The sequence below is a fragment of the Microbacterium sp. IEGM 1404 genome (assembly GCF_030056775.1).
Classification (GTDB): domain Bacteria; phylum Actinomycetota; class Actinomycetes; order Actinomycetales; family Microbacteriaceae; genus Microbacterium.
On sequence record NZ_JASHKP010000003.1, the window covers coordinates 164,713 to 184,541 of the forward strand.

The following is a 19,829-nucleotide window of genomic DNA, read 5'->3' on the forward strand; positions in this document are numbered from 1 at the left end:
ATTCGCTCTCGTTGATCAACGCGTGCCCCCGTCGACCCGACTCGGTGGAACAGTAACAGGTGCGCTGTGCGGTCACGTCACGCTCAGGTGAACCGCACGTTTCGTCATTTCCCGGCTGACCGGGAAAGAAAGGCGATGACGCTCGCCACGGCGGGCGTCAGCTGGGCGAAGGATTCGCGGAACACTTCGTCCGACTGGCGATAGGGGTCGATGACGTCCAGATCGCGCGGATCATCCGGTTGGGGGATCATTCCCCGAACACCCGCCGCATGGAGGACGGCCGCGCGCATCCGCGCCGACTCGTCGTCCGCCTCGATCCGGGGCCCGGGTTCTTCACGGAGGGATTCCGCGACCCGCGCCAGCTCCCGCACCGTGAAGGTGCGTCGCGTCGCCGCGGGCACCAGCTCGACGACCGCCCGCCGGTGCTCCCGGGCCATGGCGAGCACGAGGTCGGCTTCGCGGACGAGCGCGGGGGTCAGCTGCCGGGAGTGATGACCGGCGCCGTCGACACCGTCGGCGCTCAGCAGGCGCAGTGCGGGCTCGGGTATTCCCGCGCCGACGAGCGCACCGGTGCCGGCGCTTTCCACGGCGACGTCGGGGAATCCGGCGAGTCCGCGCGCCAGCAGCAGTTCGGCCACGGGGGAGCGGCAGATGTTGCCGGTGCAGACCGTGAGGATCGTGAACGTCACTCTTCGTCGGGCTTCCGTCGGCTGCGCGCGGACCGGGTCTTGCTCCGCGAGTCCGCGGATGCCGTCTCGGCGTACGAGTACGACCCGTAGGAGTAGCTGTCCGGTCCACGGGAGGGGAGCATGGTCACGATCACGCCGAAGAGGCGCGACCCGATGGCGTCGAGCTTCTCGACCGCCGCGGTGAGCTGCGGCTTCTTGGTCGTGCCTGACGCCGCCACCATGAGCACGCCGCTGGTGAACCGCGAGACCACGGCCGCGTCGGTCACGAGCAGCAGCGGCGGGGCGTCGATCAAGACGTAGTCGAAGGCCGACGCCAAGGCCTCGAGCGTCCGCTGCATGGCCTGGCTTCCGAGGAGCTCAGAGGGATTGGGGGGCGTCCGACCGGACGGCAGTACGAAGAGTTTGCCGGTTCCCCACTGCTGCAGGACGTCGACGAGCTCTGCGCGGCCGATGAGGACGTCGGTGAGCCCGACTCCGCCCTCGATGCCCATGTAATCCGCGACGCGGGGAAGGCGCAGGTCGCCGTCGACGAGAGCCACCCGGGCACCCGTCTCGGCGAGGGCGATCGCCAGGTTCGCGGTCGTGGTCGACTTGCCTTCACCCGGCCCGGCGCTGGAGACGACGAACGAGCGCGTGTCCCCGTCGACATCGATGAACTGCAGGTTGGTCCGCAGGCTGCGGAACGACTCGGCGCGCGGGTTGCGCGGATCCGCGTGCACGATGAGCGGGCGCTTCTTGGCATCCGGGTCGAGGGCGATTCCTCCCAGGACCGGTGCGGCCGTCGCCGCTTCGATGTCGTGCAGCGAGTGGATCCGGGTGTCGAGGACGGACCGCAGGATCGCGATACCGAGTCCGAGAGCGAGGCCGAGGACCACACCGAGGACCACGTTGAGCGGGACACGCGGGGACGACGGCGAGACCGGCACCAGCGCGGGTTCGATGGTTTCGACGCGCACCAGGCTGGCCGTGTCGCCCTCCGGCTTCTCCAGACGGTTCACCACGACGTCGGCGAAGTTCGTGCCGATCGAATTCGCGATGGATGCCGCTTTCTCAGCGTCGGTGTCGGTCACCTTGACGGAGATGATCACGGAGTCGGTCGGCGAGGAGGCCTGAACCGACTGTGCGAGCTGCTGGGCCGTCGTGTCCAGGTCGAGGTCGTTGATGACGCGATCCAGCACCAGAGCACTGTCCACGACATCCACGAAGCTCACCACGGCCTGCCGGGCGAACGTCGTGCCCTGAGCGAGCTCGCTGACCCCCGCGCTGTCGGACCGTACGGAGACGTAGAGCTGGGTGCTCGCCTCGTACGTCGGGGTCTGCAGGAGAGACCATCCGAACGCACCCGCCCCACCCAGGACGGTCAATGCAAGAACGAGAATCCAATTCCGATGCAGGATTCGGAGATAGTCGCGCAGTTCCAAGCCTCGTCCGTTCGCCGATTTACGTGCCGCGGGAGACTCGAACAGATTGCACGAGAAGCGGCCCGAGGTATTCTTCCAAAGACGTTCCGCTGCCTGAGGCACCCACCGACACCATACGACATCTCACCCGCGCACCCGAGAGCAGCGTCCTGGAGACCCCCACACATGGACCGCAAAACAGACTCGTCCGACGACCCTTTCGCGCGCGAAAGGAAGGTTCCTTCCGGGCGCAGCGGTGACGACCTCCGCGCATTGGTGGGTCCCGCGGCGGCATCGACGAGCGGGTCTCCCTCTCCGCGAGATGCCGATCTCCGAGCCCTCGTGGGGCCCGGGGAAGCCGTGCGGGGAGCCGAGGCGAACACGTCGGACACGCCGGACACGCCGAGCGGCTCGGACCTCCGAGCGCTCGTCGGATCGGGCGACTCGACGCGCAGCGTCCGGCCGTCGTCGACCGCGGGGCTCTCGGATCGGGGCGGGAGGTCGACGCCGTCACCGAAGGCGGGGACGGAGCTCGCGGATCTGGTAGGCGCCGCGATGCCGCGCAGTGACGACCGCGGCTGGATGGCCCCCGAACTCGCCGAGGCCGGTCGTCGACCCCGGTTCCCCCGCGGGGGCCGCGGAGGGTCGGTGGGAGCGTTCAGCATCGTTGTCGCGATCGCCGCCGTGGCGATGCTGGCGGGGACCACGACTTTCGCCCTGGTCCAGCGCGCAACGGCGAATCCCGCCGTGGAAGCGATGGACGGCCTGCGTGAGCGCGAGGCGGAGCTGCGCAACGAGATCAAGGGTCTGCAGACTTCGAGCGACCTTCTCACGGCGGTGATCGAGGATGCTCAGGCGGTGTCGCAGTCGGCGGCAGGCGTGTTGCCTTCCCTACGGGGGCGCGTCGAGGACGCGCCGCTGGACGCGGCGGATTCCGCTCGCACGACGCTCGATTCGACAGTCGCCTCCGTGCCGACCGTCGTCGTACCCGACTACCAGCGCGGCGCCGTGGATGAGCAGTCCCTGCAGGCGGTGGGGCACGCGCTCGACGAGGTGCGTCGCGAACGCGACGCCCTGCCCGCCCTCATCGCCCAGGTCCGCACGAGTCGTTCCGGGGTGACGTCGGCGCTCGATGACCTCCGGGCGCGCCTGCGCGATCTGGGTGCGTCGATCGAGACGGCGGCTCAGAGTGTCGTGCAGAGCGAGGACGCCGCGGGCGAGAGCTTCCGTCTCGCCGTGATCGATGCGGCGAGCGAGGTCCGTGCCGCGCAGCAGACCGGTGCAGACGGCCTGACCGAGATGGCAGCCTTCGTCGCGGCCGTCGACGCGCTCACGGCCGAGAACACCCGCGTCCTCGACCAGCAGTCGGGGCGCGTCCCCTCCCGCACGCCCTCCGTGGGGACGCCGTCGCCGACCACTCCCGCGGATTCCGGCGGCACCGGCACCACCGATCCGTCGACGTCCGCGCCGACCGACCCCGCCACGGCTGAGCCGAGCCCGACCTCGAGCAGCACGCCGCAGCCCGGAGACACGGCGACCCCGTGATTTTGGCCGTCCGTTTGCGACGGTTCTTCCCACCGGGGAAACACGCTGTTAACCAGTGTTCTTTACTGTCGCCCTCACGGAGGTTCGCGGCGCACGAGGAGAATCATGTCTGAAAACGCCGCGGGGGCTTGGTATCGGCGCGATATCACCGGAATGCGCTCATTGGCGATCATCCCGGTCGTCGCATTCCACGCGGGAGCGACGGTAATTCCCGGTGGATTCATCGGCGTCGACGTGTTTTATGTGATCAGCGGTTTCCTGATCACCACCATTCTTCTCCGCGAGGCGGAGAAGACCGGTCGTATCGCACTCGGGCTGTTCTGGGCGAAACGCATCCGTCGTCTGGTTCCGGCGCTGGTCGTGACGGTCGTGTTCACCCTCGTGGTCGGGGCGCTCGTCGGCTCCGTCCTCGGGTGGGATTCCCTCGCGCTGCAGGGGGCGGCTTCGGTCTTCTACGTTGCGAACATCCTGTTCTGGCGGGAGTCCACCAACTACTTCGACACCGGGAGCGGGTTGAGCCCGTTCCTCCATATGTGGTCGCTCGGCGTCGAGGAACAGTTCTACGTCGTCTGGCCCCTTATCTTGATCGCCGGCATCTGGATCGCGGCTCGGCGGTTCACGCTGCGGTCGGTCCTCGCCGTGGCGTTCTCGATCGTCTTCGTGGGTTCGCTCGCTCTGTCGGTGTTCCTGACGCCGGTGAGCCCGAACGCGGCCTTCTACCTCCTCCCGACCCGGGCGTGGGAGTTCGCCGGCGCGGGTCTGCTGGCGCTCCTCCCGGTGACGGCGGTCATCCGGAGTCGGGTCGTGGCCACGGTCGTCGGTCTCACGGGCGTCGCCGTGCTCGTCGCCGGTTTCGTGTTCCTGTCCGAAGCCGACGCGTACCCGGGTTACCTCGCCCTCGTGCCCTTCGTGGGGACGATGCTCCTCATCGTGGCCGGCGGCGGAGCCCGTTCCGCTCTCGCGCCCGCACTGGAGAGTCGGCCGGCGGTGTGGATCGGCAATGTCTCCTACTCCTGGTATCTCTGGCACTGGCCGCTGATCGTGTTCGCCAAGGAGCTGTTCCCCGGTTCGGCGCCGGCGATGGCCGTCGCCGCGGTCCTCTCGCTCGGCGTGGCAGCCCTCAGCTACTCGTTCATCGAGCAGCCGCTGCGCTTCCGGCCGTTCCTGGCCGCCTCCGTCCGTCGGACCTATTTCGTCGGACTCGCGGCCACCGTGGCGACGGTCGTCGTGGCGTTCGGGGTTTTCGCGGCGGGCTCGGCGATGTTGCGGACCGAACCGATGCGCACGTACGCGAAGGCCGCCGAGACCCTGCCGGCGCGCGACTGCTCCGGTGGCACGGTCGAGACATTCGGCTCGGTCGACGCCTGCATCCTCGGAGACCCGTCGGGAGAGAAGACGATCGCCGTGATCGGAGACTCGCACGCCGGCCACTGGCGTGGCGCGGCCGAGGCGCTGGCAGAACAGGCCGGATACCGTCTGGTCTTCCGCTGGCTGAGCTCCTGCCCGTCGATGGACGTGCCGGTGACCGACCTGCAGGGTGTGAAGGATCCCCAGTGCGAGCCCTACCGCGCGCAGACGACGAAGATCCTGGATGCCGTCCGTCCCGACGCGGTCATCATCTCCAACGCGAACGCCTATGACGGCCGCATCCGGGGAGCGAACGGCGAGCACCTCGCTCTGAGCGACCAGCAGGAGCGCTGGCGCGACGCCCTCGGGAAGCAGATCGAGTGGGCTCGCGGCCTCGGGGCGCAGGTGGGGGTCGTCCGCGACAACCCGCGCATGCTGTTCAACCCGACTGCCTGCCTGTCGACTCTCCACGGCTCCCAGTCGGAGTGCGAGTCCGACTGGGACAGCGCGCACGAGTTGATCCGCACGTTCGACGAGGCGACGCAGGAGGCGATCGCGGACGAGTCCGTGGCGTCGGTCTTCTCCACGGACGACGCGATCTGCACCGGCGACGTGTGCCGAGCGGTGGACACCTCCGGCGTTCCGATCTACCAGGATCAGTCCCACCTATCGGAGATGTGGACGATGACGCAGGTCTCGCGCCTGGCGCAGTTCGTCGCCGCCACCGAGCGGGGCGAGGCGTTCCCCACCGACTGATCGCACCTCCCGGCGCACGAACACTCGTCGCTGGAGGGTGAGGTTCGGGGTGAAACGCGCCCAGAGCATCGTTTCGTGCGCTTGCATGAGCGTAAGCCGGCACCCGAAGCCGGCGCCGCGGCACGTGCTCCCGAACACGTCGTCGCGACCTCAGTGATGCGTGGAGTGAGCGTCTTTTGTCGACGACACAGCACGGGTATTCGCCGTCGGCGACGCCCTTCGGCAGTGTGCGGGTACGTGCCTACAACGACCCGCGACCCGGCGTGCCCGTTTTCGACGCGCGCGAGGGCGAAGCCTGGATGGTGGTCTCCCTCGACCGGCCCCCGTCGGCCCAGGGAGGCCTGCACGAGCAGCGGAGCTGCGTGGCGCTCGTCGTGTCGGACCGCGATGCGATGCCGTCTCTGCTTCCCGCGCGGGCCTACGTGACCATGGCCTTCCCGGAGCAGGTGCTGCAGGGGATCGGACTCGAGGGTGTCGGAGCGCTCGCCGTCGACGTCGGGTCCGCGCTCTTCTGGCCGTTCCTCACCTTCGCCTGGGTCTGCGCGACGGCGGACCGTCGGCAGACGGGCCTGACTTTGTACTACACGGAGCGCCTGCTGCAGGAGATGCTCGTCGGGGTCGTCGTCGCTTCGTTGCGCGGTGAGCAGAGCCGAACGATCGGCGAGGGTTACTCGGCGGCGCTGTCGATCATCGCGGCGCGGGTCGGGGATCCGGATCTGACGCCTGCAGCCGTCGCTGCGGAGCTCAACACGTCGCTCCGATCCCTCCAGCGCCAGTTCGCCGCGCACGACACGACGATGGACCGCAGCATCCGTGCCGCGCGCGTCGCGCACGCCACATCGCTGCTGGAAGACCCCGTCTACCGGTCGTTGACGATCGAGCGAGTGGCGCACGCCTGCGGGCTCGCGAACGGATCGAGTCTCGCCCGTGCCTTCGCCGCCGAGGGTCTTCCTTCGCCGGCGGCGGTCCGCGCGGCGGCGCGCCGACGCTGACGCGTCAGGGCCCGTTCCGCTCCTGCGCGACAACTTCCATACTCGGCGCGCCAGATCCGGACGCTCTTCGCGAAATCACCCGCGGTACTGGAAAACATCACCTTAGTTCGCACTCGACGCACCCGATCGTGCCGTGTGCATCACCGAACCCTAGGGGGGAACATGACCACCGAGAACATCCCGTCGGTCGGCGCCGGGCTCAGCCGCCGCGCCGTCATCAAGACGGCCGCGTGGGCCACGCCCGTCATCGCCGTGGCGGTCGCCGCGCCGCTGGCGTCGGCGAGCCCGGGCACCGCCCGCACCAACGCCTTCGTCGGCAGCAACATCTCCGCCAACCAGTCCGCGGGTACGGCATCCGGGTCGCTGACCGGCTCCGGCGGCAGCATCACCAACGTCAGCGGTTCGTGGGATTCGGGCAAGTTCACGGGTGTCTACCGCCTCCGCGGGCCCTGGAGCACGGCCACGCTCACCAAGCCCGACGGCTCCAGCTTCGTTCTGGGGGAGACGATCAGCTACTCCGGCACGGCGTGGGTCGTCACCGGCCTCAACATCTCGGACGACGATGCGGAGTGGTTCGTCGAGTTCGAGGCCCCGTCGATCACCGTGACCTCTGACACCACCGTCCTGCTGCCCGGAGCCATCTACTCGGGCACGTTCGTGCCGGGCACTACCGGACCGGGCCGACCCACCAAGTCCAACCCGATCCAGGCCGCCGTCGCCTTCGGCGCCGAACATGTCAACAGCGGCGCCCTGGTGGGTTCGTCCTCCAACTTCCCCGCCGGTTGAGTCGACTCCGTCTCTCCCGCCATCGCCCCCTCCCGGTTCGTTCGGGAGGGGGCGATGTCGTGGGGTGGGAGACTTCCCTCCCTCTCCCTCAGTCGGCACAATGGGCCCACCAGCGGAGAATCAGGTCCGCCCGAACGAGGGGAGCCGCCATGGGCGTCGACGACATCATCAACAAGGGCAAGCAGCTGTTCGAGGAGAACCGCGAGAAGATCGAGGAGGCGCTCAAGAGCGAGAAGGCCGAAGAGGTCAGCGACAAGCTCCTCGACGGGGCCGCGGACGCCATCAAGAAGGTCGTCCCCGCTGAGCAGCACGCCAAGGTCGACGAGGTGCGGGCGAACGTCGACAAGAACATCGGCAACGCCTGACCGCACCCTGCTCTGCGCGGCGCCGCTCCCGGGAATCGGGGGCGGCGCCGTCGCGTTCCCGACCGGGGGCTGAGGATATGCCGCACGCGACACGCCCGGGTTTGCGACACGCCCGGGAGCCCCGTAGACTAACCAGGTTCCACATTCCGGCGTGCGCTCGGCGCGCGCCAGGATCACTGCCAGGGCAGTGCACAGGCGGCGCGGAAGCGCAGGGTCCTGGGCCGCGGGCAGCAGAACGCACACCGAACCCCTCATCCTTCCCGGGATCCGCACGCCTGCGTGCGGGGGGCGGGCCGGATGCCATGGCATCCGGTTTGACAGCTGAACAGCGGTGCAGCATCTCTCGCGCGAGCGAGGGGAAGTGCCAGGGCGCGAAAGCGCCACCGTGCGTCCGATGCCCTTGGTCGGGTAAGACGCGAGAAAGAGAGTGAGCAGACAATGGCGGGACAGAAGATCCGCATTCGCCTGAAGTCGTACGACCACGCCGGACTGGACTCGTCCGCGCGCAAGATCGTCGACACCGTGACCCGTGCCGGTGCCACCGTGGTGGGCCCGGTCCCCCTGCCGACCGAGAAGAACGTCGTGTGCGTCATCCGGTCGCCCCACAAGTACAAGGACAGCCGCGAGCACTTCGAGATGCGCACCCACAAGCGCCTCATCGACATCATCGACCCGACGCCCAAGGCCGTCGACTCGCTGATGCGCCTCGACCTCCCGGCCGATGTCAACATCGAGATCAAGCTCTGAGGTTCGACATGGCTGACATCAACTCCAAGATCTCCAAGGGCCTCCTCGGCACCAAGCTCGGCATGACCCAGGTGTGGGACGAGAACGGCAAGCTCGTTCCCGTCACCGTCATCGAGGTCGCCCCGAACGTCGTGACCCAGCTCCGCTCGGTCGAGAAGGACGGCTACAACGCCGTTCAGATCGGCTACGGCCAGATCGACCCCCGCAAGGTGAACAAGCCCCTGACGGCCCACTTCGAGGCCGCGGGCGTCACCCCGCGTCGTCACCTCACCGAGGTTCGCACCGCGGATGCCGCTGACTACTCGCTCGGTCAGGAGCTCACCGTGGACGGCCTGTTCGAGGCCGGCCAGCTGGTCGACGTCGTCGGCACCAGCAAGGGCAAGGGCACCGCCGGTGTCATGAAGCGTCACAACTTCAAGGGTGTCTCCGCTTCGCACGGTGCGCACCGCAACCACCGCAAGCCCGGCTCGATCGGCGCCTCGTCGACCCCGAGCCGCGTCTTCAAGGGCATGCGCATGGCCGGCCGTATGGGTGGCGAGCGCGTGACCGTCCTCAACCTCACGGTGCACGCCGTCGACGCCGAGAAGGGTCTGCTGCTCGTCAAGGGCGCCGTCCCCGGTGCCCGTGGCCGCATCGTCTACGTCCGCAACGCAGTGAAGGGTGCCTGATCTCATGGCTGACTCGACTCTCGCGCTCGACGTTCGCAAGTCCGACGGCAAGAAGGCCGGCTCCGTGGAGCTGCCCGCCGCGATCTTCGACGTCAAGACGAACATCCCGCTGATCCACCAGGTCGTCGTCGCCCAGCGCGCCGCCGCCCGTCAGGGCACGCACTCGACCAAGCGTCGTGGCGAGGTCTCCGGTGCCGGTCGCAAGCCCTTCAAGCAGAAGGGCACGGGTAACGCCCGTCAGGGCTCGATCCGCGCGCCGCACATGACCGGTGGTGGCATCGTCCACGGCCCGAAGCCCCGTGACTACGGCCAGCGCACCCCTAAGAAGATGATCGCCGCAGCCCTGCTGGGCGCGCTGAGCGACCGTGCTCGTGGCGAGCGTCTCCACGTCGTGGAGTCGTTCGGCATCGAGGGTGCTCCGTCGACCAAGGCCGCTGCCGCGGTCCTGACCGCTTTCGGCGCCGTCAAGAACGTCCTCGTGGTCATCGACCGCGACGACGAGCTGACGGTCAAGAGCGTGCGCAACCTCGCGTACGTCCACGTGCTGACCTACGGCCAGCTGAACGCCTACGACGTGCTCGTCTCCGACGACATCGTCTTCACCAAGGCCGCCTACGACGCGTTCGTCACGTCGAAGTCCGGCGCCACCGAGGAGGTCTCGGCATGACCGCCGTCAACAAGGACCCGCGCGACATCATCCTGAAGCCGGTCGTCTCCGAGAAGAGCTACTCGCTCATCGACGAGGGCAAGTACACGTTCCTCGTGGACCCCCGCGCCTCGAAGACCGAGATCAAGCTCGCGATCGAGAAGATCTTCGGCGTCAAGGTGGCTTCGGTCAACACGATCAACCGCGTGGGCAAGGCCCGTCGCACCCGCTTCGGCATCGGCAAGCGCAAGGACACCAAGCGCGCGATCGTCAGCCTCAAGTCGGGCACCATCGACATCTTCACGGCAGTCGGCTGACGGTCGGGATAGAGGACAAGAACAATGGCTATTCGCAAGTACAAGCCCACGACGCCCGGTCGCCGCGGCTCGTCGGTGGCCGACTTCGCCGAGATCACCCGATCGACGCCTGAGAAGTCGCTGCTGCGCCCGCTGTCGAAGACCGGTGGCCGCAACAACCAGGGCCGCATCACGACGCGTCACATCGGTGGCGGTCACAAGCGCCAGTACCGTCTGATCGACTTCCGTCGTAACGACAAGGACGGCATCGACGCCAAGGTCGCTCACATCGAGTACGACCCCAACCGCACCGCGCGCATCGCGCTCCTGCACTACAAGGACGGCGAGAAGCGGTACATCCTCGCCCCCAACAAGCTGCAGCAGGGCGACGTCATCGAGTCCGGTGCCGGCGCCGACATCAAGCCCGGCAACAACCTGCCGCTGCGCAACATCCCCACCGGTACGGTGATCCACGCGATCGAGCTCCGTCCCGGGGGAGGAGCGAAGATGGCCCGTTCGGCCGGCGCCTCCGTGCGCCTGGTCGCCAAGGACGGCCCCTACGCCCAGCTGCGTCTGCCCTCGGGCGAGATCCGCAACGTCGACGTGCGCTGCCGCGCCACGATCGGCGAGGTCGGCAACGCCGAGCAGTCGAACATCAACTGGGGCAAGGCCGGCCGCAAGCGCTGGAAGGGTGTCCGTCCCACCGTCCGTGGTGTCGCCATGAACCCGGTCGACCACCCGCACGGTGGTGGTGAGGGCAAGACGTCCGGTGGTCGTCACCCCGTTTCGCCGTGGGGTAAGGCCGAAGGCCGTACCCGCCACGCGAACAAGGAAAGCGACAAGCTGATCGTCCGCCGTCGCACCGCCGGCAAGAAGCGTAAGTAGGAGTAGAGGAAGATGCCTCGCAGCCTTAAGAAGGGCCCCTTCGTCGACGAGCACCTGCTTCGCAAGGTCGTCTCGCAGAACGAAGCCGGTTCGAAGAACGTCATCAAGACCTGGTCGCGCCGTTCGATGATCATCCCCGCCATGCTGGGACACACCATCGCCGTGCACGACGGACGCAAGCACATCCCCGTGTTCGTGACCGAGACCATGGTCGGCCACAAGCTGGGCGAGTTCTCGCCCACCCGCACCTTCCGCGGCCACGTGAAGGACGACAAGAAGGGCCGTCGCCGCTAAGGCGACCGAGGAGGAGAGAGAAATGGTGGAGTCCATCGCACGCGTGCGACACATCCGCGTGACCCCTCAGAAGGCTCGTCGTGTCGTCGCTCTCATCAAGGGGAAGCAGGCCGAAGAGGCCCTCGCCATCCTGAAGTTCGCGCCGCAGGGTGCGAGCGAGCCGATCTACAAGCTCGTCGCCTCGGCGATCGCGAACGCTCGCGTCACCGCCGACAAGACGAACGAGTACCTGGATGACGCCGACCTGTACGTGAAGAACGCGTACGTCGACGAGGGCACGACGCTCAAGCGTTTCCAGCCCCGCGCACAGGGTCGCGCCTTCCAGATCAAGAAGCGCACGAGCCACATCACGGTCGTGCTCGCGACGCCGGAAGACGCTGCTGCGGCCCCGGCTCGCGCCAACAAGAAGGCGAGCAAGTAATGGGACAGAAGGTCAACCCGTACGGCTTCCGCCTCGGCATCACCACCGACCACGTGTCGCGGTGGTTCTCCGACTCGACGAAGCCCGGACAGCGCTACGCCGACTACCTCGCCGAGGACATCAAGATCCGTCGCCTGCTGACCACCTCGCTCGACCGCGCGGGCGTCAGCAACATCGAGATCGAGCGCACGCGTGACCGCGTCCGCGTCGACATCCACACCGCCCGCCCGGGCATCGTGATCGGTCGCCGCGGCGCCGAGGCCGAGCGCATCCGCGCCGACCTCGAGAAGCTCACCGGCAAGCAGATCCAGCTGAACATCCTCGAGGTCAAGAACCCCGAGGCCGACGCTCAGCTGGTCGCCCAGGGTGTCGCCGAGCAGCTCTCCGCCCGCGTGGCTTTCCGCCGCGCGATGCGCAAGGGCCTGCAGGGCGCGCAGCGCGCGGGCGCCAAGGGTGTCCGCATCCAGGTGTCGGGCCGCCTCGGCGGCGCCGAGATGAGCCGCTCGGAGTTCTACCGCGAAGGCCGTGTGCCCCTGCACACCCTGCGCGCGAACATCGACTACGGCTTCTACGAGGCCAAGACGACCTTCGGCCGCATCGGCGTGAAGGTGTGGATCTACAAGGGCGACCTCACCAACAAGGAGCTCGCCCGCGAGCAGGCCAACGCCCCGAAGTCGCGCGGTCGTGACGACCGTGGCGGCGACCGTCGTCGTGGCCCTCGCAATGAGGCCCCCGTGGCAGAAGGAGCGTCGGCGTAATGCTCATCCCCCGCAAGGTCAAGTACCGCAAGCAGCACCACCCCGGTCGCTCGGGCCAGGCCACCGGCGGCACCCAGGTGTCGTTCGGCGAGTTCGGCATCCAGGCTCTGACCCCCGCCTACGTGACCAACCGTCAGATCGAGTCCGCTCGTATCGCGATGACCCGTCACATCAAGCGTGGTGGAAAGGTGTGGATCAACATCTACCCCGACCGTCCGCTCACCAAGAAGCCGGCCGAAACCCGCATGGGTTCCGGTAAGGGTTCCCCCGAGTGGTGGGTTGCGAACGTCAAGCCGGGTCGCGTCCTCTTCGAGGTCGCCGGTGTCAACGAGGAACTCGCTCGTGAGGCACTGACCCGTGCCATCCACAAGCTGCCGCTGAAGGCACGCATCATCAAGCGCGAGGAGGGCGACGCGTAATGGCGATCGGCACCAAGCAGCTCGCCCCGAGCGAGCTCGACACGTTCGAAGACCAGCGCCTCGTCGAGGAGCTGCGCAAGGCCAAGGAAGAGCTGTTCAACCTGCGCTTCCAGTCGGCCACCGGCCAGCTCGAGAGCCACGGCCGCATCCGTGCAGTCAAGCGCGACATCGCGCGTCTGTACACGGTGATCCGTGAGCGCGAGCTCGGCATCCGCGCCACGCCGGCCCCGGTCGAGGCGACGAAGGCGAAGAAGAGCAAGGCGAAGAAGGCGGATGCCGCTGACGACGCCGCGAAGGAAGAGGCGGAGTAATGGCTACCGCGAAGAAGGCAGAAGCCGAGGCGCAGGTCGTCGGCCACGAGCACGCGGCGAACGATGTCCGCGACGAGAGCGCCCGCGGTTACCGCAAGGCGCGTCGTGGCTACGTCGTCAGCGACAAGATGGACAAGACGATCGTCGTCGAGGTCGAGGACCGCGTGAAGCACCCGCTCTACGGCAAGGTCATCCGTCGCACGTCGAAGGTCAAGGCCCACGACGAGACGAACTCGGCCGGCATCGGCGACCTGGTCGTCATCAACGAGACCCGTCCGCTCAGCGCCACCAAGCGCTGGCGCCTGGTCGAGATCCTCGAGAAGGCCAAGTAAGCCTCGCGGCTTGCTTGGAACCCAAGGAGTAACAAGTGATTCAGAACGAATCCCGGCTGAAGGTCGCCGACAACACCGGCGCCAAGGAGCTGCTGACCATCCGTGTGCTGGGCGGCTCCAACCGTCGGTACGCGGGCCTGGGCGACGTCATCGTCGCCACGGTCAAGGACGCGATCCCCGGTGGAAACGTCAAGAAGGGCGACGTGGTCAAGGCCGTCGTCGTCCGCGTGGTCAAGCAGACCCGTCGTCCCGACGGCTCGTACATCAAGTTCGACGAGAACGCCGCCGTGATCCTGAAGAACGACGGGGAGCCCCGCGGCACCCGCATCTTCGGACCGGTCGGTCGTGAGCTTCGCGACAAGAAGTTCATGAAGATCGTCTCGCTCGCCCCGGAGGTCATCTGATCATGGCGAAAATCAAGAAGGGTGACCTGGTTCAGGTCATCTCTGGCAAGAAGCAGGACAAGGGCGGCGACCGCGGCAAGCAGGGCAAGGTCCTCGAGGTCCTGACCGAGCAGAACCGCGTCATCGTCGAGGGCGTGAACTACGTCACGAAGCACAACCGCGTCGGCCAGTCCCAGCGCGGCACCAAGACCGGTGGCATCGAGACGTTCGAGGCCCCGATCCACATCTCCAACGTCGCGATCGTCGACCCCTCGACCAAGAAGCCGACCCGCGTCGGTCACCGCGTCGAGGAGCAGGTGAAGGACGGCGTCAAGCGCACCGTCCGCGTGCGCTTCGCGAAGAAGTCAGGCAAGGACCTCTGAATATGAGCACCGACACTGCCGCGGTGGCTGGCAAGATCCAGCCCCGCCTGAAGCAGAAGTACAACACCGAGATCAAGAAGGCCCTGCAGGAAGAGTTCGGCTACGCGAACGTCATGCAGATCCCCGGTCTGGTCAAGGTCGTCGTGAACACCGGTGTCGGCGAGGCTGCTCGCGACAGCAAGGTGATCGATGGCGCGGTCGAGGACCTCACCAAGATCACCGGTCAGAAGCCCATCGTCACCAAGGCCCGCAAGTCCATCGCGCAGTTCAAGCTCCGCGAAGGACAGGCCATCGGTGCGCACGTCACCCTCCGTGGCGACCGTGCGTGGGAGTTCGTCGACCGTCTCGTCAACCTCGCCCTGCCCCGTATCCGCGACTTCCGCGGTCTCTCGGCCAAGCAGTTCGACGGCAACGGCAACTACACCTTCGGTCTCCAGGAGCAGTCCGTGTTCCACGAGATCGATCAGGACCGCATCGACCGCGTGCGTGGTTTCGACATCACGATCGTCACCACCGCGAAGACCGATGACGAGGGCCGCTCGCTGCTTCGCCAGCTCGGCTTCCCGTTCCAGTCGGCGGACGCTCAGGCCTGAGCCCCCGGGCCCCCGGGATCCCGGGGGCCTCTCATCGAAGGTCGCCTGTCGTGTAACGGCAGTCGAAACCTCATGATCGAAAGAAGCAACACATGACGATGACAGACCCGGTCGCAGACATGCTGACCCGTCTGCGCAACGCGAACTCGGCGCACCACGACTCCGTGTCGCTGCCGAGCTCGAAGCTCAAGACGCACATCGCCGCCATCCTCAAGCAGGAGGGTTACATCGCCGACTGGTCCGTTTCGGACGCCCGTGTCGGCCAGACCCTCACCCTGACGCTGAAGTACGGCCCGAACCGCGAGCGGTCGATCGCCGGCATCAAGCGCGTGTCGAAGCCCGGCCTTCGCGTGTACGCGAAGTCCACCGAGGTCCCCACGGTCCTCGGCGGCCTGGGCGTCGCCATCCTGTCCACCTCCTCCGGTCTCCTCACGGACCGTCAGGCCGAGCAGAAGGGCGTCGGCGGGGAAGTCCTCGCCTACGTGTGGTGATCTGACATGTCGCGTATCGGACGTCTTCCCATCGACATCCCCGCCGGCGTCACCGTTTCGGTGAACGGCCGGGAGGTCCACGTCAAGGGCCCGAAGGGCGAGCTCGCGCTCACCATCGCGCAGCCCCTCGAGGTTTCGGTCGAGGAGAACCAGGTTCTCGTCACCCGCCCCGACGACGAGCGCGAGTCGCGGTCGCTCCACGGCCTGACCCGCACGCTCATCAACAACAACATCATCGGTGTCACCCAGGGCTACACCAAGGGCCTCGAGGTCGTCGGCACGGGTTACCGCGTGGCGCAGAAGGGCAGCTCGGTCGAGTTCGCCCTCGGCTTCTCGCACCCCGTCCTGATCGACCCGCCCGCGGGCATCACCCTCACGGTCGAAGGCAACAACAAGCTGACCGTGAGCGGCATCGACAAGCAGGCCGTCGGCGAGGCCGCCGCCAACATCCGCAAGATCCGCAAGCCCGAGCCCTACAAGGGCAAGGGTGTGCGGTACGCGGGTGAGGTTGTGCGCCGCAAGGCCGGAAAGAGTGGTAAGTAGCCATGGCTATCAAGACAAAGTCCGCCGCCCGCGCGCGTCGCCACGCTCGTCTGCGCAAGAAGGTCGTGGGTACGGAGCTCCGTCCCCGTCTCGTCGTGACGCGTTCGGCCCGCCACGTCTTCGTCCAGCTGGTCGACGACAGCAAGGGCCACACCGTGGCCTCGGCCTCGACGCTCGAGGTCGACCTGCGTTCGTTCGACGGTGACAAGACCGCCAAGGCCCGCAAGGTCGGCGAGCTCGTCGCCGAGCGCGCGAAGGCCGCCGGCTTCTCGGACGTCGTGTTCGACCGTGGCGGCAACCGTTACGCCGGTCGTGTCGCCGCGATCGCCGAAGGCGCCCGCGAAGGAGGGCTGAACCTGTGAGTGACAACAAGGAGACCGAAGTGACCGAGCAGACTGCACCGACTGAGGGTGCGGCTGGGTCCCAGGCACCCGCCGAGCGCGAGCGCGAGCCCCGCCGCGGCGGTCGCGAGCGCAACGCCAACCAGCGCGACCGTGGTTCGCGCGACCGCAACGAGAGCCAGTTCCTCGAGCGCGTCGTGACGATCAACCGCGTCTCGAAGGTCGTCAAGGGCGGTCGTCGCTTCAGCTTCACGGCGCTGGTCGTCGTGGGCGATGGCAACGGCGTCGTGGGCGTCGGCTACGGCAAGGCGCGCGAAGTGCCCCTCGCCATCTCGAAGGGTGTCGAAGAGGCCAAGCGCAACTTCTTCCGCGTGCCGCGCTCCGGCTCGACCATTCCCCACCCCGTCCAGGGTGAGGCTGCCGCCGGTGTGGTGCTCCTGCGCCCCGCCGCTGCCGGTACCGGTGTTATCGCCGGTGGTCCCGTCCGCGCCGTCCTCGAGTGCGCCGGCATCCACGACGTCCTCTCGAAGTCGCTCGGTTCGTCGAACACGATCAACATCGTGCACGCGACCGTCGAGGCTCTGAAGTCGCTCGAGGAGCCCCGTGCCGTGGCCGCCCGCCGCGGTCTGGAGTTCGACCAGGTCGCCCCGGCCCGCCTCGTGCGCGCCGAGGCCGCCGCTCAGAAGGTAGGTGCCTGATGGCCGAGCGTCTGAAGGTCACGCAGATCAAGTCCAAGGTGAGCGAGAAGCAGAACCAGCGTGACACGCTGCGCTCGCTCGGTCTCAAGCGGATCGGCGACTCCGTCGTCCGTCCCGACGACGCGCAGACGCGCGGCTACGTCAAGACCGTCGCCCACCTCGTCAAGGTTGAGGAGATCGACTAATGGCTGACAAGAAGGACGAGACCACCACGGTCGACGCCCCGAAGAAGGCTCCGGCCCGCAAGACGGCCGCGAAGAAGGATGCCGCACCCGCGGCGCGCCCCGGCGTGCTGAAGGTCCACCACCTGCGTCCCGTCCCCGGCGCTCGCACCGCGAAGACCCGTGTCGGTCGCGGTGAGGGCTCCAAGGGTAAGACCGCCGGTCGCGGTACCAAGGGAACGAAGGCCCGCTACCAGGTCAAGGTCGGCTTCGAGGGTGGGCAGATGCCGCTGCACATGCGCACCCCGAAGCTCCGTGGCTTCAAGAACCCGTTCCGGGTCGAGTACCAGGTCGTCAACCTCGACAAGCTGGCCGAGCTCTACCCGCAGGGCGGCGATGTGACCATCGTCGACCTGGTGGCCAAGGGCGCCGTGCGCAAGAACGAGAAGGTCAAGGTGCTCGGCACCGGCGACATCTCGGTCGCGCTCAACGTGTCGGTCGACAAGGTCTCCGGCTCTGCGGAGCAGAAGATCGTCGCCGCAGGCGGCTCCATCAACTGACGTCACACCCCGAAGGGGCCGGCGGCCGTGTGGCCGTCGGCCCCTTCTGGGTTAGTCTGATTCCGTGTGCGCCTGGTCGCGCGCCGAGATCGTTCTGGAGGAATCCCCTTGTTCAGCGCCATCGCGCGGGTTTTTCGCACGCCCGACCTGAGGCGGAAGATCGCCTTCACGCTGGGCATCATCGCCATCTACCGGCTGGGTGCCCACGTGCCGACGCCCTTCGTCGACTTCCCGAACGTCCAGCGCTGTCTGGCGGCGTCCGGGAGCACCGAGGGCCTGCTCTCCCTGGTGAACCTCTTCTCGGGTGGAGCGCTCCTCCAGCTGTCGATCTTCGCCCTGGGTGTCATGCCGTACATCACGGCGACGATCATCGTGCAGCTGCTGCGCGTGGTCATCCCGCACTTCGAGACGCTGTACAAAGAGGGCCAGGCCGGTCAGGCCAAGCTCACGCAGTACACGCGCTACCTGACCATCGCGCTCGCGCTGCTGCAGTCCACGACTCTGGTCACCGTCGCGCGCTCCGGGCAGCTCTTCGGCACCGGCGGCGCCCCGGAGTGCCAGCAGCTCCTCACCAACGACATCTGGTGGGCCCAGCTGCTCATGATCATCACGATGACCGCCGGTACGGGCCTGGTCATGTGGTTCGCCGAGCTCGTCACCGAGCGCGGCGTCGGCAACGGCATGTCGATCCTCATCTTCACCTCCGTCGCCGCGACCTTCCCGGCCGCCATGCTGTCGATCCTGAACACGCGCGGCGTCGAGATCTTCCTTCTCGTGCTCGCGGTGGGCATCGTGGTCGTCGCGCTGGTGGTGTTCGTCGAACAGTCCCAGCGCCGCATCCCGGTCCAGTACGCGAAGCGCATGGTGGGACGCCGCACCTACGGCGGTACGAACACCTACATCCCGATCAAGGTCAACATGGCCGGCGTCGTGCCCGTGATCTTCGCGTCGTCGCTGCTGTACATCCCGGCACTCATCGCCCAGTTCAACCAGCCGCAGGCGGGTCAGGAGCCGGCCGCGTGGGTGACGTGGATCTCGCAGTACCTCACGCGCGGCGACCACCCGCTGTACATGCTCGTGTACTTCCTGCTGATCGTGGGCTTCACGTACTTCTACGTCGCCATCACGTTCAACCCGGTCGATGTCGCCGACAACATGAAGAAGTACGGCGGCTTCATCCCCGGCATCCGCGCGGGTCGTCCGACCGCCGAGTACCTCGACTACGTGTTGACGCGCATCACGCTCCCGGGATCCATCTACCTCGGCCTCATCGCTCTGCTGCCGCTCGTGGCGCTGGCGACGGTCGGTGCCAACCAGAACTTCCCGTTCGGTGGCGCGTCGATCCTGATCATCGTCGGCGTCGGCCTCGAGACGGTGAAGCAGATCGACGCTCAACTCCAGCAGCGTCACTACGAGGGGCTTCTGCGATGACCGCACGTCTTCTGATCGTCGGACCCCAGGGCTCGGGCAAGGGGACGCAGGGCGTCCGTGTCGGCGAGGCTCTGGGTGTCCCGGTCGTCTCCACCGGCGACGTGTTCCGTGCCAACGTCTCGCAGGGCACCGAGCTGGGGCTCCAGGTGAAGTCGATCATCGATGGGGGAGACCTCGTCCCCGATGAGCTGACCAGCGCCGTCGTCCGCGACCGGCTGTCGCAGGCCGACGCGGCCGAGGGTTTCCTCCTCGACGGCTACCCGCGCAACCTCGCGCAGGTCCTGCACCTCGACGAGTTCCTCGAGGGACGCGACGAGAAGCTGGACGCCGTGATCGCCCTCGTCGTCCCGCGGGAGGAATCGCTGGCCCGGCTCACGTCCCGTGCGGCCGAGCAGGGCCGTGCCGACGACACCGAGGCCGCGATCGCCACGCGACTCGGGATCTACGAGCGCGAGACCGCTCCGATCCTCGACGTGTACGGCACCCGCGGCATCGTCGATGAGATCGACGGCGTCGGCGACCTCGACGAGATCACCGCGCGCATCTTCGCGGCGCTCGAGGCGCGCGGTCTGCGACCGGCGCGCTGAC

General features: G+C 67.5%; 29 protein-coding genes. 27 read left to right on the plus strand and 2 right to left on the minus strand.

Annotated elements, in window-relative coordinates; translation table 11 throughout:
- Positions 1 to 104: 104 nt before the first annotated feature.
- Positions 105 to 689 (minus strand): arsenate reductase/protein-tyrosine-phosphatase family protein, encoded by a 585-nt coding sequence (locus tag QM517_RS11395; protein WP_283287522.1) that lies wholly within the window; start codon positions 687 to 689, stop codon positions 105 to 107.
- Positions 686 to 2,110, minus strand: a complete 1,425-nt coding sequence (locus QM517_RS11400) for a polysaccharide biosynthesis tyrosine autokinase (protein ID WP_077049586.1) — start codon at positions 2,108 to 2,110, stop codon at positions 686 to 688. Before QM517_RS11400 ends, QM517_RS11395 begins: the two co-directional genes overlap by 4 nt.
- Positions 2,111 to 2,644: 534 nt before the next feature.
- Here QM517_RS11400 and QM517_RS11405 point away from each other — a divergent pair.
- From QM517_RS11405 to QM517_RS11535, 27 genes are all read left to right on the plus strand, one after another.
- On the plus strand, positions 2,645 to 3,634 hold the full coding sequence (locus tag QM517_RS11405) for a hypothetical protein (protein WP_283287523.1): 990 nt from the start codon (positions 2,645 to 2,647) through the stop codon (positions 3,632 to 3,634).
- 105 nt (positions 3,635 to 3,739) lie between these two features.
- Positions 3,740 to 5,737, plus strand: a complete 1,998-nt coding sequence (locus QM517_RS11410) for an acyltransferase family protein (RefSeq protein ID WP_283287524.1) — start codon at positions 3,740 to 3,742, stop codon at positions 5,735 to 5,737.
- Between the two features lie 263 nt (positions 5,738 to 6,000).
- Positions 6,001 to 6,729, plus strand: coding sequence for a helix-turn-helix domain-containing protein (locus QM517_RS18675; RefSeq protein WP_077049583.1), 729 nt, complete (start codon positions 6,001 to 6,003; stop codon positions 6,727 to 6,729).
- 162 nt (positions 6,730 to 6,891) lie between these two features.
- Entirely contained in the window at positions 6,892 to 7,515 is a 624-nt protein-coding gene (locus QM517_RS11420; RefSeq protein ID WP_077049582.1) for a hypothetical protein, read from the plus strand.
- A 149-nt stretch (positions 7,516 to 7,664) separates the two neighbouring features.
- Entirely contained in the window at positions 7,665 to 7,880 is a 216-nt protein-coding gene (locus tag QM517_RS11425) for a hypothetical protein (protein WP_077049581.1), read from the plus strand.
- Positions 7,881 to 8,318: 438 nt separating this feature from the next.
- A complete protein-coding gene (gene rpsJ, locus QM517_RS11430; RefSeq protein WP_013584016.1) occupies positions 8,319 to 8,627 on the plus strand; it encodes a 30S ribosomal protein S10 in 309 nt (102 codons plus the stop codon).
- An 8-nt stretch (positions 8,628 to 8,635) separates the two neighbouring features.
- Positions 8,636 to 9,295: a 50S ribosomal protein L3 gene (rplC, locus tag QM517_RS11435; protein ID WP_022878261.1), complete on the plus strand. Its 660-nt coding sequence runs from the start codon at positions 8,636 to 8,638 to the stop codon at positions 9,293 to 9,295.
- Between the two features lie 4 nt (positions 9,296 to 9,299).
- Complete coding sequence (gene rplD / locus QM517_RS11440; protein ID WP_077049579.1) at positions 9,300 to 9,962, plus strand: 50S ribosomal protein L4; 663 nt, start codon at positions 9,300 to 9,302, stop codon at positions 9,960 to 9,962.
- A complete protein-coding gene (gene rplW, locus QM517_RS11445) occupies positions 9,959 to 10,258 on the plus strand; it encodes a 50S ribosomal protein L23 (protein WP_022878259.1) in 300 nt (99 codons plus the stop codon). Before rplD ends, rplW begins: the two co-directional genes overlap by 4 nt.
- A gap of 24 nt (positions 10,259 to 10,282) precedes the next feature.
- Positions 10,283 to 11,122, plus strand: coding sequence for a 50S ribosomal protein L2 (gene rplB, locus QM517_RS11450; RefSeq protein ID WP_077049578.1), 840 nt, complete (start codon positions 10,283 to 10,285; stop codon positions 11,120 to 11,122).
- 12 nt (positions 11,123 to 11,134) lie between these two features.
- Positions 11,135 to 11,416 (plus strand): 30S ribosomal protein S19, encoded by a 282-nt coding sequence (gene rpsS, locus QM517_RS11455; protein ID WP_013584011.1) that lies wholly within the window; start codon positions 11,135 to 11,137, stop codon positions 11,414 to 11,416.
- 22 nt (positions 11,417 to 11,438) lie between these two features.
- Positions 11,439 to 11,837: a 50S ribosomal protein L22 gene (gene rplV, locus QM517_RS11460; RefSeq protein WP_058623970.1), complete on the plus strand. Its 399-nt coding sequence runs from the start codon at positions 11,439 to 11,441 to the stop codon at positions 11,835 to 11,837.
- A complete protein-coding gene (gene rpsC / locus QM517_RS11465) occupies positions 11,837 to 12,595 on the plus strand; it encodes a 30S ribosomal protein S3 (protein WP_058230882.1) in 759 nt (252 codons plus the stop codon). Before rplV ends, rpsC begins: the two co-directional genes overlap by 1 nt.
- Positions 12,595 to 13,014, plus strand: a complete 420-nt coding sequence (gene rplP, locus QM517_RS11470) for a 50S ribosomal protein L16 (protein ID WP_077049577.1) — start codon at positions 12,595 to 12,597, stop codon at positions 13,012 to 13,014. The genes rpsC and rplP overlap by 1 nt, the downstream gene beginning before the upstream one ends.
- Positions 13,014 to 13,325 carry a 50S ribosomal protein L29 gene (gene rpmC, locus QM517_RS11475; protein ID WP_013584007.1) on the plus strand — a complete coding sequence of 104 codons (312 nt, stop codon included), beginning with the start codon at positions 13,014 to 13,016 and terminating at the stop codon, positions 13,323 to 13,325. Before rplP ends, rpmC begins: the two co-directional genes overlap by 1 nt.
- Positions 13,325 to 13,657 carry a 30S ribosomal protein S17 gene (rpsQ, locus tag QM517_RS11480; protein WP_076491314.1) on the plus strand — a complete coding sequence of 111 codons (333 nt, stop codon included), beginning with the start codon at positions 13,325 to 13,327 and terminating at the stop codon, positions 13,655 to 13,657. Before rpmC ends, rpsQ begins: the two co-directional genes overlap by 1 nt.
- A 35-nt stretch (positions 13,658 to 13,692) precedes the next feature.
- Positions 13,693 to 14,061, plus strand: coding sequence for a 50S ribosomal protein L14 (rplN, locus tag QM517_RS11485; RefSeq protein ID WP_013584005.1), 369 nt, complete (start codon positions 13,693 to 13,695; stop codon positions 14,059 to 14,061).
- A 2-nt stretch (positions 14,062 to 14,063) separates the two neighbouring features.
- Complete coding sequence (rplX, locus tag QM517_RS11490; RefSeq protein ID WP_077049576.1) at positions 14,064 to 14,423, plus strand: 50S ribosomal protein L24; 360 nt, start codon at positions 14,064 to 14,066, stop codon at positions 14,421 to 14,423.
- 2 nt (positions 14,424 to 14,425) lie between these two features.
- Positions 14,426 to 15,016 (plus strand): 50S ribosomal protein L5, encoded by a 591-nt coding sequence (rplE, locus tag QM517_RS11495; protein ID WP_077049575.1) that lies wholly within the window; start codon positions 14,426 to 14,428, stop codon positions 15,014 to 15,016.
- Positions 15,017 to 15,108: 92 nt separating this feature from the next.
- Complete coding sequence (gene rpsH / locus QM517_RS11500) at positions 15,109 to 15,507, plus strand: 30S ribosomal protein S8 (protein ID WP_077049574.1); 399 nt, start codon at positions 15,109 to 15,111, stop codon at positions 15,505 to 15,507.
- Between the two features lie 6 nt (positions 15,508 to 15,513).
- Complete coding sequence (gene rplF, locus QM517_RS11505; protein WP_077049573.1) at positions 15,514 to 16,050, plus strand: 50S ribosomal protein L6; 537 nt, start codon at positions 15,514 to 15,516, stop codon at positions 16,048 to 16,050.
- Positions 16,051 to 16,052: 2 nt separating this feature from the next.
- Entirely contained in the window at positions 16,053 to 16,412 is a 360-nt protein-coding gene (gene rplR, locus QM517_RS11510; protein WP_022877830.1) for a 50S ribosomal protein L18, read from the plus strand.
- On the plus strand, positions 16,409 to 17,089 hold the full coding sequence (rpsE, locus tag QM517_RS11515) for a 30S ribosomal protein S5 (protein ID WP_022877829.1): 681 nt from the start codon (positions 16,409 to 16,411) through the stop codon (positions 17,087 to 17,089). The genes rplR and rpsE overlap by 4 nt, the downstream gene beginning before the upstream one ends.
- The gene (gene rpmD / locus QM517_RS11520; RefSeq protein WP_013583998.1) at positions 17,089 to 17,274 is read left to right on the plus strand and encodes a 50S ribosomal protein L30; all 186 of its coding nucleotides are present in this window, start codon (positions 17,089 to 17,091) and stop codon (positions 17,272 to 17,274) included. The genes rpsE and rpmD overlap by 1 nt, the downstream gene beginning before the upstream one ends.
- Positions 17,274 to 17,810, plus strand: a complete 537-nt coding sequence (gene rplO, locus QM517_RS11525; RefSeq protein WP_278103663.1) for a 50S ribosomal protein L15 — start codon at positions 17,274 to 17,276, stop codon at positions 17,808 to 17,810. The genes rpmD and rplO overlap by 1 nt, the downstream gene beginning before the upstream one ends.
- 108 nt (positions 17,811 to 17,918) lie before the next feature.
- A complete protein-coding gene (gene secY, locus QM517_RS11530; RefSeq protein WP_077049571.1) occupies positions 17,919 to 19,241 on the plus strand; it encodes a preprotein translocase subunit SecY in 1,323 nt (440 codons plus the stop codon).
- Complete coding sequence (locus QM517_RS11535; RefSeq protein ID WP_077049570.1) at positions 19,238 to 19,828, plus strand: adenylate kinase; 591 nt, start codon at positions 19,238 to 19,240, stop codon at positions 19,826 to 19,828. The genes secY and QM517_RS11535 overlap by 4 nt, the downstream gene beginning before the upstream one ends.
- Position 19,829: the final 1 nt, after the last annotated feature.

What these genes read in the sequence shown, in the direction of transcription:
- QM517_RS11405 (WP_283287523.1), top strand. Translation starts at nt 2,645, where the DNA reads ATGCCGCGCAGTGACGACCGCGGCTGGATGGCCCCCGAACTCGCCGAG.
- QM517_RS11410 (WP_283287524.1), top strand. Translation starts at nt 3,740, where the DNA reads ATGTCTGAAAACGCCGCGGGGGCTTGGTATCGGCGCGATATCACCGGA.
- QM517_RS11420 (WP_077049582.1), top strand. Translation starts at nt 6,892, where the DNA reads ATGACCACCGAGAACATCCCGTCGGTCGGCGCCGGGCTCAGCCGCCGC.
- QM517_RS11425 (WP_077049581.1), top strand. Translation starts at nt 7,665, where the DNA reads ATGGGCGTCGACGACATCATCAACAAGGGCAAGCAGCTGTTCGAGGAG.
- rpsJ (WP_013584016.1), top strand. Translation starts at nt 8,319, where the DNA reads ATGGCGGGACAGAAGATCCGCATTCGCCTGAAGTCGTACGACCACGCC.
- rplC (WP_022878261.1), top strand. Translation starts at nt 8,636, where the DNA reads ATGGCTGACATCAACTCCAAGATCTCCAAGGGCCTCCTCGGCACCAAG.
- rplD (WP_077049579.1), top strand. Translation starts at nt 9,300, where the DNA reads ATGGCTGACTCGACTCTCGCGCTCGACGTTCGCAAGTCCGACGGCAAG.
- rplW (WP_022878259.1), top strand. Translation starts at nt 9,959, where the DNA reads ATGACCGCCGTCAACAAGGACCCGCGCGACATCATCCTGAAGCCGGTC.
- rplB (WP_077049578.1), top strand. Translation starts at nt 10,283, where the DNA reads ATGGCTATTCGCAAGTACAAGCCCACGACGCCCGGTCGCCGCGGCTCG.
- rpsS (WP_013584011.1), top strand. Translation starts at nt 11,135, where the DNA reads ATGCCTCGCAGCCTTAAGAAGGGCCCCTTCGTCGACGAGCACCTGCTT.
- rplV (WP_058623970.1), top strand. Translation starts at nt 11,439, where the DNA reads ATGGTGGAGTCCATCGCACGCGTGCGACACATCCGCGTGACCCCTCAG.
- rpsC (WP_058230882.1), top strand. Translation starts at nt 11,837, where the DNA reads ATGGGACAGAAGGTCAACCCGTACGGCTTCCGCCTCGGCATCACCACC.
- rplP (WP_077049577.1), top strand. Translation starts at nt 12,595, where the DNA reads ATGCTCATCCCCCGCAAGGTCAAGTACCGCAAGCAGCACCACCCCGGT.
- rpmC (WP_013584007.1), top strand. Translation starts at nt 13,014, where the DNA reads ATGGCGATCGGCACCAAGCAGCTCGCCCCGAGCGAGCTCGACACGTTC.
- rpsQ (WP_076491314.1), top strand. Translation starts at nt 13,325, where the DNA reads ATGGCTACCGCGAAGAAGGCAGAAGCCGAGGCGCAGGTCGTCGGCCAC.
- rplX (WP_077049576.1), top strand. Translation starts at nt 14,064, where the DNA reads ATGGCGAAAATCAAGAAGGGTGACCTGGTTCAGGTCATCTCTGGCAAG.
- rplE (WP_077049575.1), top strand. Translation starts at nt 14,426, where the DNA reads ATGAGCACCGACACTGCCGCGGTGGCTGGCAAGATCCAGCCCCGCCTG.
- rpsH (WP_077049574.1), top strand. Translation starts at nt 15,109, where the DNA reads ATGACGATGACAGACCCGGTCGCAGACATGCTGACCCGTCTGCGCAAC.
- rplF (WP_077049573.1), top strand. Translation starts at nt 15,514, where the DNA reads ATGTCGCGTATCGGACGTCTTCCCATCGACATCCCCGCCGGCGTCACC.
- rplR (WP_022877830.1), top strand. Translation starts at nt 16,053, where the DNA reads ATGGCTATCAAGACAAAGTCCGCCGCCCGCGCGCGTCGCCACGCTCGT.
- rpmD (WP_013583998.1), top strand. Translation starts at nt 17,089, where the DNA reads ATGGCCGAGCGTCTGAAGGTCACGCAGATCAAGTCCAAGGTGAGCGAG.
- rplO (WP_278103663.1), top strand. Translation starts at nt 17,274, where the DNA reads ATGGCTGACAAGAAGGACGAGACCACCACGGTCGACGCCCCGAAGAAG.
- QM517_RS11535 (WP_077049570.1), top strand. Translation starts at nt 19,238, where the DNA reads ATGACCGCACGTCTTCTGATCGTCGGACCCCAGGGCTCGGGCAAGGGG.